The sequence below is a fragment of the Propioniciclava tarda genome (assembly GCF_900182665.1).
Classification (GTDB): Bacteria; Actinomycetota; Actinomycetes; order Propionibacteriales; family Propionibacteriaceae; genus Propioniciclava; species Propioniciclava tarda.
On the sequence record NZ_FXTL01000004.1, the window covers coordinates 170,693 to 183,169 of the forward strand.

Consider the following 12,477-nt stretch of genomic DNA (forward strand, 5'->3'; position numbering starts at 1 on the left):
AGAACCTGGATCCATTCTTCTCCCACGGGCGAGCCTGCGACCAGGTTCGTCTGCCATGGGGGCCGAGCAGCAGGACGCGATATGGCCATTGAGGCATGCGACCCCTACCGATGGAACGCGATGAGCGAGCACCCCATCAGAACGCCCGAGCAGAGCCGTGTGGTTCGATGGGCGCGTGCGTACCCAGGCCCGCCCACTCGCCCTCGCGGCGGGCGCGCTGGCCCTGTGGGCGATCGCCAAGTACTGGTCGCTGGTGACGCAGGTGTGGCGTCCGAACGAGTACTCCGACGCCTACTACTACTTCCTGCAATGCCAGAAGGCGGCGTCCGGCGGGGGGCTGGCGGGCCTGCTGCCCGAGTACCCCACGCCCGCGGCGGCGCTGCTCTACCTGCCCTACGCCCTCGGCGGCGTCGACCACGACGCCTACCGCTGGACCTTCCTCGTCGGAGTCGTCGCCGTTGATGCCCTCTTCGTCGCGGTCCTGCTGGCCCGCGGCTGGACGGGTGCCGTCGTCGCCTGGACCGTCCTCGAAACCCTGTCCGGACGCCTCGCTCTGTTGCGCTTCGACGTCCTGCCCGCCGTGCTCGGGGCGCTGGCCGTCGCGTCGCTGCTGCGTCGACGGGACGCCGAGGCGTCCGTGTTCGTCGTGGCCGGGGCGGCCGTGAAGGCCTGGCCGGCGATCTTGGCGCCGCTGACCCTGGGTGATCGCCGGACGCGCGTCCGGGCCCTGGCCACCTCGGCGATCTCGGCCGCAGTCGTGGCGGGGGCGTCCATCGCCGCCGCCGGCTGGGACCGGCTGCTGTCGCCCTTGTTCTACCAGCGCGATCGCGGGCTGCAGATCGAGGCCGTCGCCGCGACGACCGGCATGCTGGCGCGCCTGGACGGGTCCGGCCCGCAGGTCGTCTGGACCACGTGGAACGCCTACGAGCTCGCCGGCCCCGGCGTCCAGCAGTCGCTGGCGAACGCCAACCTGGCCGCCGGGCTCGCGCTCGTGGCGTTCGTCGGGCTCGGCATCCGCTGGCTGACGCAGGGCTCCAGGCCGGACGCCGCCGCGCACCTCGCGCTGTTCGCGACGTCGGCGTTCATGGTGACGTCAAAGGCGCTGTCGCCGCAGTACCTGCTGTGGCTCGCGGCGCCGGTCGTCGTGGTGCTGGCCCACAGCCTCACCGACCGTCGACGGATCAGCGCCGACGGCGTCCGGGCGGTGGTGTCGTTTGTCCTGGTGGGGGTGCTGGTGACGCTCACGGCGTACCTCTACCCGCTGCACTACGACGACCTGCTGGCCGGGGCGGGGCGTCCGACGGAGGTGTTGGCGGTCCGAAACGTCGGACTGCTCGTCTTCATGGCGTGGAGCGGCGCCGCGGCGTGGGCCGCGGCTAGGAGCGAACGAGGGTCTCGGGGGCCAGCAGCCACGGGATGACCGCGGCCAGCGTGAGCACGCCGCTCACCGCGAACGCGGCCCCGAAGCCGAACCGGTCGGCGATCAGGCCCGCCACGATCGGACCCGCGAAGCCGCCGAGGTCCCCCATCATCTGGAAGGCCGCCAACGCCGGACCGCCCGAGCGTTCCTGCCCGACCACATCGGCCAGCGCGGCCTGCTGACTAGGGGCGATGAGGGAGGCGCCCGCGCCGGCGAGCGCCGACAGCGCCAGGTAGAGCGGGATGGACTCGGCGAAGCCGAACACGAGGCCGACCAGGCCGCTCATGACGAGTCCGGCGATGGCGACCGGACGCCTCCCGCGGCGGTCGACGAGGCGTCCCGAGACCTGCAGGACCGCGAAGTTGCCCACCGCGTACGCCGACAGGCCGAGGCCGGCCATGGCCGGTCCGAGCGTCGGGACGAGCGCCGCGAACAGGGGCACCAGCGAAATCCGGACGCCGAAGTTGGTCCAGCCGTTGGCGAAGCTGCCCGCGAGCAGCGCGCGATAGGCGGGATAGCGGACGGCCTCGGCGAAGGTGAGCTTGGGGCGGGCGTCAGCGCGGACGTCGGCCAGCGACGTGCGCGACAAGAACACCCCGGCGACCGTCGCGGCGGCGAGCAGCGCGCCCGCATAGATCAGGAACGGGATTCGGAAGCCCAGCCCGGACGCGAGCGTCCCTAGGGCGGGTCCGGCGATGTTGCCGACGAGGAACGCGGTGCCGTATAGGGCCGAGACGCGGCCGCGGAGATGGGCGGGGGCGGTCCGGACGATGAGCCCCATCGCCGAGATCGTGAACATCGTCGAGCCGATGCCGCCGAGCCCGCGGACGATGAGCAGCATCGGGAACGAGGACGCCGCCGCGCAGGCCGCGGTCGACAGGGCCACGATCACCAGGCCGGTCAGGTAGACCCAGCGCTCGCCGAGGCGTCCGACCAACGAACCGCCCGCCGGGGCGAACAGGAGCCTGGCTAGGGCGAACACGCTGACGATCGTGGACGCGGCCCCGACGCCCACGTCGAACGACTTCGCGTACTGCGGGAGGATCGGCGCGATCAGCCCGTAGCCGAGGGCCACGATGAACGCGGCCGCGATCAGCACCCAGATCTCGCGGGGCACCTGGCTCGCGGTGGACGCCGAGGCGCGCGAGGCGTCCGGTCTAGGCAACGCCGGCGGTCGCGAGGCGCGGGCGGGCGGCGACGCGGCCGCGGTCGCGCAGGACGAACCAGACGAGATTGAAGCCCGAGATGACCCCGAGGACGGTGGCGCAGATCACGATCGAGACGTCGCCCACCGCGACGCCCCACGACAGCCACATGTACTGAATCAGGGCCACCAGACCCAGGTAGACGCCGGAGACGCCGCCGAGGTTGGGGGCGCGAAGCAGGTCACGCGTCTGGCCGAGCATGCCGATGGCCAGCGGGATCAACACCGCGGCACCGAACAGGGCCGGCGTCGTGAGGTACTCGACCGCGACCAGGGCCGCGGCCACCGCGGCGACGAGGCCCCAGGTGCGGACGGGGTCGAGGTGACGGTCGCTGATCACCATGTTCATGATCAGGACGCCCGTCACGACGATCAGGGCGTTCGGGATGGTGATGTTCCACCAGCCACCGCGCAGCCCGTGGAAGACCCAGGCGACGGACGCCGCGCAGCTCAGCTGCCACATCAGCAGCGAGATGCCGGCGGAGGTGTGGGCGCGGAGGAGGCGCAGCACCTGCGGCAACGAGATGAACGACCCGACGACCGCACACGTCCAACCCCACACATCCACCAGCTGCATGATGCGCAACCCTAGTCGTCTCGCGTCCGGTTATCGAATCGATTCGGCACGAGGTGGCAACCTGGGGTCCACGGTCCGGAATCGCCATCGGATCCCGCGGCGCCCTGCGGGGCGCGCGCTGGGGCCCCGCCTCGGGACGCGACGTGCGGCGTCCAAATTGGTTTCGTAGACTCGACCCATGGCGCGCAGCAACATCACGTCGCAGATGCTCACCGATCACGTGAAGAGGATCGGCGACGAGCACCCGGCGATCCCGATGGATTCGGTGGACTTCACCGTGAAGAACCCCGAGCTGGTGCGCGACCGGTTCGGCGTCATGTTCGACTACCTCGCCCGCGTCGAGCTCGAGGTCGAGCGCAACGTGAAGGAGCTGGACACGATCCTGCCGGGGGCGCCGGCCGTCGACGTCGCGTTCTACCGGCACGTGTGGCACGACCAGGAGATCCAGCACGGACGCATCCTGGACCGGCTCAAGGCCGAGCTCGGGCTGCCGCCGGCGCAGCCGCTGACCGAGGTCAGTGGTCCGGTGAAGCTGCTCGGTGCGCTGGCCCGGGTCCCCGCCATTCAGGACGTCGCCCGCTGCGTCTACTACTTCACCGGCGCCTCGACCGAGCGCCAGGCCGTGCTCGCCTACAGCGCCCTGATGGACCGCCTCGACGAGCTCGGCGAGACCGCGCTGTTGACCACCGTGATCCATCCGATCAAGCGCCAAGAGCCCGGTCACTTCGCCTTTTACCAAATGTCGGCGACCAAGATCGTCGGCGAGCTGCGTCCGTGGCAGCTCTACCTCGCCCGGCAGTTGCGCACCCGCACCTACGAGCTCGTCGGCACCCACCGCGACCCCAAGTACCAAGCGCAGATGGGCATGGTGTCGGACGTTCTCGGGTTCGGCCACGACCCCGTCGAGTACGCCCGCGAGATCGGACGCCTCGAGGCGCGCCTGCTCTGGGCCAATTCCCAGGGAATGGAGTTCCCGCCGTACGTCCTGGCCGCCATCGAGGAATCTCGCCGGCTGGCGTCCGAAGGGCTGGCGACCGCCGCCTGACGCCGGGGATGCCGGCGGCTTCCGGGCGCCGTCATTGACCGTCATCGGTCTGTCGAGATGGAGATAGTCCGTCGCTCAGTCGCATCCATCGACTCGGGGCCACTCGATAGATCTTTCCGTCTGGACCTCGCCAACGAGGCAGAAGCGCCATAACGTCCGGACATTGGTGGCGTCAGGTGGCGCTTTTGTGGCCGACCGTGGACGCCGCCCTGGGCGTCCAAGAAGGGACATGGCCAGATCCACCGGCCCACCATCGTCGAGCCCACCAAGCCGCATCGAGATCGCACCCACTGGCTCTACAGCGGGTTGGCGCCGACTTGCCGCCTCCCTGTGGACCGTTCGGACGGCGTCCGACTTGGCGGGGCCGCTCGGGACGGGGCGGGAATGCGCGGGACGACCGACGTGTTAGGGCTCGGCGGAATCGCGGTCGGTGATTCCGCCCACGACGAAGGATCAGCGTGAACGTACTCGTGCTGCAGGGCTCTCTGAAGCCCGGCTTCAATTCCGCCCTGGCGGACGCGGTGGCTGCCGCCCTGCCCGAAGGGTCAGCCGTCCGGTTTGACGGGCTCGATCAGCTGCCGTTCTACCGCGAGACCCTGGACGCCGCCGGCGCCGATGAGCGCGTGGACGCGTTCCGCCAGGCCATCGCGGCGTCCGATGCGCTGGTCATGATCACGCCCGAACACAACGGCATGCCGACGGCGGTGCTGAAGAACGCGCTCGACATCGCGTCGCGTCCGAAGGGGGCGTCCCCGCTGGCGGGCAAGGTGGTCGCGGTCGCGTCGGCGTCCCCGTCGCCGGGTGGTGGCAGCCGCGCGACGGCCGCGCTCGTCGGGGGGCTGCGGGCGTCCCGGGCGCTGCCGTTGGAGCCCGTCCTGAATATCCCTGCCGCGCACACCCGGATGGCGGACGGGCGCTACGACGATGGCGTCCTCGCTGACGTCCGTGAGCTCGCGGAGCGGCTCCTGGCCGAACTGGACGCCGCCCGCTCGGCCGCCTGAGTCGACTGTTGATATCGCCCCGTCGCCCCTGGTGGGCGGCGGGGCGGATCTTTGTCCGAACCGATAACGGGCCGACAGCCTCCGCACAAAGAGCCACCCGACTCTGGTGATCAGGCAGGTCGATGAGAGGCATCGACCGCTACCTGACAAGGAGATCGACATGGCATTCAACAAGCTCGGAATCGCGGCGGCGGCCGTGGCAGCGGCGGCCCTCATCGGCGGCGGTGCGTCGGTGGCTGTGGCCGCGGGCAACACGGCAGCCCCGACGACCGCACCCGCGGCGTCCGCACCGGCCGTGGCCGGCCAGCAGGGCGGCACAGGCATGGTGTCCCAGGACACCCCCGTCACGGGCGACCAGGCGACCAAGATCACGGCCGCCGTGACGGCGCAGAACGCCGGTGTCACCATCACCGAGGTCCGCCAGGACCCGGACGGCACGTACGACGCGCTCGGCACCAAGGCTGACGGCAGCGTGGTGTTTTACGACGTGAGCGCCGACCTCGCCACGGTCACCGAGAACGTCGCGCCGGCCGGCGCGCCGGGTGGCCGGGCGGGCGCCCAGGGTGCCTCGTCCGGCCAGGCCCAGCCGGGCACCGCCGGAGGCTGATCCGGCGTCCGGGTGCCGTTCTGATCTCGGAACCGGCGCCCTGTCCGGCCTCAGCGGCCCGCATCCTCACCGGATGCGGGCCGATGTGTTTGTCGCGCTTTGGTCCGACCACGAGCCGGTCGGTAGCTGGACCTCAGCGGATTTCAGCGGGCACTCAGGGGCTCGTCAGATCTCGACGTGCAGAGTGACCGTGATGTGGTCGCCCGTCGCGATGCCCTTGGCGCGCCGCAGGTCGGCGCGCAGCGGGACGACGTAGCCGCCGTTGCGCGGCCAGAGTGCGGTGGCGCGCGTGACACCGTCCACGTCGACCGTGACCGGGATCATCCCCCAGCCGTACGTCACAGCCTTCGCGATCGACGCGAGCAGGGTCGCCTCGTGCTCCGGCACCGCCACGAAGTGGTGCGGCGCCGGCCCGCGCCACTCGAACACGGTCGCCGTGAACGTCAACTCCATCCCAGCACTCTGGCAGCCCACCCGGATTTGGTCACTCTCAGCGCGGGAGTTCGCCGAGGCGTGTGCAGCTGGGCCGTTGAGAGTGCCCAAAATCGGGTTGGCTCCCGTCGCCCGCCGTGGGCACGCAAGCCGGACGCGTCCCGCTGAACTCCCAGCCGACGGTCAGGGGTGCCACAGAGACTTCACAGCCTCGCCCAGGACCGTTGACCCATGAGCACGAACACCTCCTACGCCACGGACGCCTCCGTGGACGCTAAGGCTGACCCCGGACGCCGCAGCCGTTGGGCTGACCAACTCGCGGCCCGGTACCGCGACCAGGGCCGCGCCCGGAACCTGCGGCGTGACGGACTCATCGTCGGCGGCTGGACGGTGATCGCCGGCTCGGTGGCGCTCTTCCTGGCCGACCACGGCCCCACGTACTTCAAGACCTTCGGCGGCCTCATCACCGCGTACGGCATCATCGCCGGACTGGTCGCGACGGCGTCCATGTGTCTGATGCTGATCCTCAGCGCGCGCGTCCCGCTGATCGACCGCACGATCGGCCAGGACCGCGCCCTGTCCCTCCACGCGACCCTGGGCCGCGGCCTGGTGTTCGGGCTCCTCGCCCACGCCGTCCTGCTGATCGCCGGCTACGCGATCACCGCCGCGATCAACCCGGTCGCGATGTTCCTCCAGCTCTGGGGAACCTTCGACTTCGTTCTCGCGTGCCTCGGCCTCGTCGGGCTAGGCCTGGTGGGCGCCAGCTCGATCATGGCCGTCCGCAAGAAGTACCCCTACGAGGCCTGGTACGCGATCCACCTGCTCAGCTACGTCGCGATCGCCGCGTCCCTGCCGCACCAGTTCTCGATGTCGGGCATGTTGGCCGTCGGCACCATCGGACGCCCCTTCTGGCTGGCCCTCTGGGGCATCACCGCCTTCGCCCTGCTGACGTGGCGCGTCTTCCTGCCGCTGTTCAGCACCCTGGGTCACGGCCTGCGCGTCTCCCGCGTGGTGCCGGCTGGCCCGGACGCCGTCAACATCGAGTTCACCGGACGCCGCCTCGACCGCCTCGGGGCGAAGGGCGGCCACTGGCTCAACTGGCGCTTCCTCACGCCCGAACTCGCGCTGCAGCCGCACCCGTTCTCGCTGTCGGCCGACCCGACGAACACGACGATGCGCGTCACCGTCCGCAACCTGGGCGCCGGCACGTCCCGCCTGATGAGCCTCAAGCCCGGCACCCGCGTCGCGGTCGAGGGCCCGTACGGCATGTTCACCGACGCCGCCCGCACGCGCAGCAAGGTCGTCCTCGCGGGCGCCGGCATCGGCATCGCGCCGGTCCGGGCGTTGCTGGAGTCGACCAGCTTCGTCCCCGGGGACGCCGTGGTGATCCTCCGCGCCTCGACGGCCCACGAGCTCTACCTGGCCGACGAGGTCCGCACCCTGTGCGTCGCCAAGGGCGCCACCCTCTTCGTCTTGGTCGGACGCCGCGCCGCCGACGACTCCTGGCTGGACGCCGCCCACGCCGGACTGCGCCTGACCGATTTCGCCCCGTGGGCGTCCGATGCCGACGTCTTCTTCTGCGGACCCAACCCCTGGATGGACGCCTTCGCCGCGGACGCCGAGCGCTGCGGCGTCCCGGCGGAGCAGCGGCACGACGAACGCTTCGACTGGTAGTCGACCGGTCGCCTGGGCCGAGCCATCGCGGCCACCGGGGAGGGGAGACCCGCCCTGGTGGCCGTTCGGCGGTGGCCGGGTACCATCGAGGCATCCGCGAGAGGAGGGGAGCTATGGTCCGCTATCTGCCCATGCTGTTCGCGGTTGCACTGCTGCTTTACAGCTTCATCGACTGCGCCTCCGCCGACGCGCGCCGGGTGCGCAACCTGCCCAAGGCGGCCTGGTTCCTGGTGATCCTGATGCCGATCGTCGGTCCGCTGGCCTGGCTCTTCGCCGGACGCCCTCCGCGCGAGTCGCAGAGTTGGCCGCTACGGCCGGGGTCGCGTCCCGAGCAGCCCCGAACCCTCGCGCCTGACGACGATCCCGCCTTCCTGGAGGCGTTGCGTCGCCGCAAGGCCGACGAGGACCTGCTCAAGAAGTGGGAAGACGATCTTCGTCGCCGCGAGCAGCAGCTGCGCGGGGACGAGTCCGAGGACGCGGGCTAGCGTCCGCTGGCGGCGGTATTTCCCGACTTTTGCTTGGTACACCATGTCAAGGTCGGGAATGGAGTCTCCGGGTGTGCGCACCCGTCGTGGAGCCGCAGGAGCCACGCCGCAGGTCGGCCCCGGAGGTGGACGTCTGGGGCACCGAATGGTGCGCGGCTGATCTGGGACGGCGCGACACCGGGGTCTACGTCCGGCCTTTCTCGAACCCTCACGGGACGATCCGCGTATCGCCTGACCGGCCGGTCGGCCGTCCGAACGTCACCGTCGCTGTCCCGGCCGGACGCCGAGCGCTGACCGTCCCGAGCCCTGCGGCGGCGCAGTCAGGCGACTTGCCAGACGTCCTTGCCGTGCAGGTGGGCCTGCAGTGTGGCGAGTCGTTCCTCGCCCCGCGGACGCCGGACCTGGGCCCGCGCATCGTCGTCGAACACGGGCGCGTCGACCGAGCGGAAGATGCCGATCGGGGCCCTGGTCAGCCCGGACGAATCGATGAGCTGGGCCAGGGCGAACGCGGTGGACGGGTCCGGGTCGTGAGCGTCGTGCACGAGCACCCGCTCGATGCCGACCTCCGCGACGGACGCCAGCGCCAGCTTCCCGGACGCCTCCCGCACGACCCCGAACTCGCCACCACCGACCAGCACGGGCGCGCCGTGCCGCAGCCGGACCAGCGCCTCCGGACCCCGCACCGCGTCGTACGCGCCGTCGTTGAAGATCGGGCAGTTCTGGTAGATCTCCACCACGGACGCCCCGCGGTGCGCCGCCGCGGCGCCGAGCACCTCGGCGAGCCCGGCGCGATCGGAGTCCAGCGCCCGCCCGACGAACGTCGCCCCCGCCCCGAGCGCCAGCGCAACCGGATCGAAGGGGGCGTCCACCGAGCCGACCGGGCTGGCCTTGGTGACCTTCCCCCGCTCGGACGTCGGCGACGGCTGCCCCTTGGTGAGCCCGTAGATGCGGTTGTTGAACAGCAGGATGTTGAGGTTCACGTTGCGTCGCAGCGCGTGGATCAGGTGGTTGCCGCCGATCGAGAGCGCATCGCCGTCGCCGGTCACGATCCAGACCGAGAGGTCTTCGCGGGCGAGCGCGATGCCGGTCGCGAGCGTCGGGGCGCGTCCGTGCAGCGAGTGAATTCCGTAAACGTCCATGTAGTACGGGAACCGCGACGAGCACCCGATGCCCGACACGATCACGGTGTTCTCGCGGGCGATCCCGAGGTCGGCCAGCACGCCCTGGACCGTCGCCAGGATCGCGTAGTCGCCGCACCCCGGGCACCAACGCACCTCTTGACTGGACGCGAAATCCTTCTTCGACAAGGCATTCAACGCCAGCGGGACGCCTCGCAGGCCCTCGCGTCCGGCTGTCGGCTCCGCGGCGGGGACGGGGGCGGCGGCGTCCAGATCGATGCTCATGAAGCCTCCTCGGCGATGACGGTCAACAGGTGGGCAGAGAACCTGCTCGGCGAAATCGGCTGGCCCTTGACCCAGGTGTAGGGCTGGGCGTCCACTAAGTAGCGGGCGCGCAGCACGGTCAGCAACTGTCCGGTGTTCATCTCGGCGACGATGACGCGGCGGTAGCGCCGCAGCACCTCACCGGTGTTCGCGGGCAGCGGGTTGAGGTGGGTGAGGTGCGCGGTGGCGACCTTGCCTCCCGCCGCCCGGACGCGCCGCGCGGCCGCGTCGATCGGACCCCACGTCGAGCCCCAGCCGACGACGAGCACGTCGGCGTCGGCGTCCGGGTCCTTGACGACGAGGTCAGGAACGGCGAGGGCGTCCACCTTGGCCTGCCGGAGCGCGATCATGCGCTCGTGGTTGTCGGGGTCGTTGCTGACGGCGCCGGTGAGGTCGGCCTTTTCGAGTCCGCCGATGCGGTGTTCGAGGCCGGCCGTCCCCGGGATCGCCCATGGCCGCGCGCCCTTGGCGTCGCGTCGGTAGGGCAGGAAGGTTCCGTTGACAAGGTCGGACGCCGTCGCGAACGTCGGCTCGATCGCCGGGAGGGTGGCCAGGTCGGGCACCAGCCAGGGCTCGGCGCCGTTGCCCAGGTAGCCGTCGCTGAGCAGGATGACGGGCGTCCGATGCTCGACGGCGATCCGGGCGGCCTCGTAGGCGGCGTGGAAGCAGTCGCCGGGTGAGGACGCCGCGATGACCGGGAGGGGGGCCTCGCCGTGGCGTCCGTGCAGGGCCAGGTTCAGGTCGGACTGCTCGGTGCGCGTCGGCATGCCGGTGGACGGTCCGGCGCGTTGGACGTCGACGATCACGAGCGGAAGCTCGAGCATCACGGCGAGGCCGATCATCTCGGCCTTGAGGCTCATGCCCGGACCCGACGTCGACGTGACGCCGAGTTGGCCCGCATAGGACGCCCCGATGGCGGCGCCGATGGCGGCGATCTCGTCCTCGGCCTGGAAGGTCATGACGCCCTGGTCCTTCACGCCGGAGAGTTCGTTCAGGATGTCGGTCGCCGGCGTGATCGGGTAGGCGCCCAGGAACAGATCGAGGTCGGCCTTCGCTGCGGCGGACATGAGTCCGAGCGCGAGGGCCTTGTTGCCGCTGATCTGCCGGTAGGTGCCGGGCTTCGCGGGAGCCGGCGGCACCTCGTAGCGGACGGCCACCCCTTCGAGGGTCTCCCCGAGGGCGTAACCGGCGCGGAAGGCCGCGGCGTTGGCGTCCCGGATCGTCGGCTTGGACGCGAACTTGCGGTCCAGGTAGTCGAGCGTGCGCTCCGGCGCGCGCGAGAACAGCCAGCTGATAAGGCCCAACGCCAGCATGTTCTTGGTGCGGGCGGCCTCCTTGCGGGCGAGCCCGAGGCCGTCGGACGCGGCGATGGCGAGTCCGGTGAGGTCGATCGCGTGGACGGTGTAGTCGGCCAGCGTGCCGTCGGTCAGGGGGTCGGTGGCATAGCCGACCTTGGCGAGGTTGCGGGTGGTGAACTCGCTGGCGTCCGTGATGAGGGTGCCGCCGCGGCGCAGGTCGGCGAGGTTCGCGCGCAGGGCGGCGGGGTTCATGGCGACGAGCACGTCGGGGGCGTCGCCGGGGGTGGTGATGTCGCTGCCGGCGAAGTGGAGCTGGAAGCTCGACACCCCGGCGACCGTGCCCTGGGGCGCCCGGATCTCGGCCGGGAAGGCCGGCAGGGTGGCGAAGTCGTTGCCGACGAAGACCGTGTCGGACGTGAACCGGTCGCCGGCCAGTTGCATGCCGTCGCCGGAGTCCCCGGCGAACCGGATCACCACGCGGTCGAGGGTCTTGAGTGTGGTCACGGGCGTGCTCTCATGCTGGGGCCGACGGGCGCGCAGCTGGGGGAGCCTGGTTGCCGGGCGACGGCCCGACGGGTGTGCGGGCGGGTCAGGACCAGCAACACATGGACGAACCGACGCGACCCAGGTCCACGTGGGGGCGTCCCACGAGGAGGGTGCTGGCTCGTCCGGTCATGGTGGTGACTGTACGTCGTGAGGGTGAATCTTCAACTTTCCGCGTCTCGGTGTTTGGGACGCCGTGTCTCGACGCTGGTTGGGCGCCACGTGTGCGGATTCCCGCGATCGGGTGGCACCGAGTGGACGGAGGCTCGAGGTCGACGCGGCTGACGCGCACCCGCACGTCCTCAGCTGTCCAGGGCTAGGCAGCGAGACCGGCTGTGATGTTCGAGGCGATGCAGTCGGGCGCGGGGATCCTCTACGTACGGCATAGGGAGCAGTTGGCCGTACGGTTTCCAGGGTCGCGGCGAAACTGCCGACGATCAACCTTCGCCATTCGGCGGAACCGACTCCTATCCGCGGCCATCTCAGCTCAGGCAGACTCAGGGCAGGTGAGCTGAATGATTGAATTGCGCTTAGAGGTCGACAAAGGGCGTGAGGCACTGGCCGAGCGCTTCTTTGACGCGGGCCAACGCCTTCTCAGTTCGTTGGATTCCCTTGCCGACACGAGCAATAATCAAATCCTGTGGATGGGTGGGGCTAGGAGCCTGCTGAACAATCCGTCCGCGAGTCCGCCGCGTTGATCGGTTCTGGGCTGGAATTGTTGGGTTGTGCAGGGTGAGTCGAGTCCGCAG

12 protein-coding genes are annotated in these 12,477 nt (G+C 70.5%); 6 read left to right on the plus strand and 6 right to left on the minus strand.

What is annotated here, in order from left to right:
• The first annotated feature begins 175 nt into the window (after window positions 1–175).
• Window positions 176–1,420, plus strand: a complete 1,245-nt coding sequence (locus FN821_RS05435; RefSeq protein WP_165489254.1) for a glycosyltransferase family 87 protein — start codon at window positions 176–178, stop codon at window positions 1,418–1,420.
• Here the strand turns inward: FN821_RS05435 and FN821_RS05440 are convergent.
• Entirely contained in the window at window positions 1,377–2,537 is a 1,161-nt protein-coding gene (locus tag FN821_RS05440; protein ID WP_206662006.1) for an MFS transporter, read from the minus strand. The two genes, FN821_RS05435 and FN821_RS05440, sit on opposite strands and share 44 nt — an antisense overlap.
• A gap of 40 nt (window positions 2,538–2,577) precedes the next feature.
• Entirely contained in the window at window positions 2,578–3,201 is a 624-nt protein-coding gene (locus tag FN821_RS05445) for a PQ-loop repeat-containing protein (protein ID WP_131171526.1), read from the minus strand.
• 178 nt (window positions 3,202–3,379) lie between these two features.
• Here FN821_RS05445 and FN821_RS05450 point away from each other — a divergent pair, with 178 nt between their 5' ends.
• The 3 genes from FN821_RS05450 (at window position 3,380) to FN821_RS05460 (ending at window position 5,854) form a co-directional block, all read left to right on the plus strand.
• A complete protein-coding gene (locus FN821_RS05450; RefSeq protein WP_131171527.1) occupies window positions 3,380–4,246 on the plus strand; it encodes a GTP-binding protein LepA in 867 nt (288 codons plus the stop codon).
• A 458-nt stretch (window positions 4,247–4,704) separates the two neighbouring features.
• Window positions 4,705–5,247 (plus strand): NADPH-dependent FMN reductase, encoded by a 543-nt coding sequence (locus FN821_RS05455; protein ID WP_206662007.1) that lies wholly within the window; start codon window positions 4,705–4,707, stop codon window positions 5,245–5,247.
• Window positions 5,248–5,407: 160 nt separating this feature from the next.
• Complete coding sequence (locus FN821_RS05460) at window positions 5,408–5,854, plus strand: hypothetical protein (protein ID WP_131171529.1); 447 nt, start codon at window positions 5,408–5,410, stop codon at window positions 5,852–5,854.
• Window positions 5,855–6,019: 165 nt separating this feature from the next.
• Here FN821_RS05460 and FN821_RS05465 read toward each other — a convergent pair whose 3' ends face one another.
• The gene (locus FN821_RS05465) at window positions 6,020–6,307 is read right to left on the minus strand and encodes a DUF1905 domain-containing protein (protein ID WP_131171530.1); all 288 of its coding nucleotides are present in this window, start codon (window positions 6,305–6,307) and stop codon (window positions 6,020–6,022) included.
• 210 nt (window positions 6,308–6,517) lie between these two features.
• Between FN821_RS05465 and FN821_RS05470 the strand changes: the two genes are divergently transcribed.
• Both FN821_RS05470 and FN821_RS05475 read left to right on the plus strand, forming a co-directional pair.
• Window positions 6,518–7,960, plus strand: a complete 1,443-nt coding sequence (locus FN821_RS05470) for a ferredoxin reductase family protein (RefSeq protein WP_131171531.1) — start codon at window positions 6,518–6,520, stop codon at window positions 7,958–7,960.
• Window positions 7,961–8,073: 113 nt separating this feature from the next.
• A complete protein-coding gene (locus tag FN821_RS05475; RefSeq protein WP_131171532.1) occupies window positions 8,074–8,445 on the plus strand; it encodes a PLD nuclease N-terminal domain-containing protein in 372 nt (123 codons plus the stop codon).
• A 320-nt stretch (window positions 8,446–8,765) separates the two neighbouring features.
• Here FN821_RS05475 and FN821_RS05480 read toward each other — a convergent pair whose 3' ends face one another.
• From FN821_RS05480 to FN821_RS14450, 3 genes are all read right to left on the minus strand, one after another.
• Window positions 8,766–9,848 (minus strand): 2-oxoacid:ferredoxin oxidoreductase subunit beta, encoded by a 1,083-nt coding sequence (locus tag FN821_RS05480; RefSeq protein ID WP_131171533.1) that lies wholly within the window; start codon window positions 9,846–9,848, stop codon window positions 8,766–8,768.
• Complete coding sequence (locus FN821_RS05485; RefSeq protein WP_421958041.1) at window positions 9,845–11,725, minus strand: 2-oxoacid:acceptor oxidoreductase subunit alpha; 1,881 nt, start codon at window positions 11,723–11,725, stop codon at window positions 9,845–9,847. Before FN821_RS05485 ends, FN821_RS05480 begins: the two co-directional genes overlap by 4 nt.
• Window positions 11,726–12,258: 533 nt before the next feature.
• Window positions 12,259–12,477 (minus strand): hypothetical protein (locus tag FN821_RS14450; RefSeq protein ID WP_221929114.1); only part of this gene is annotated, 219 nt, incomplete at its 5' end.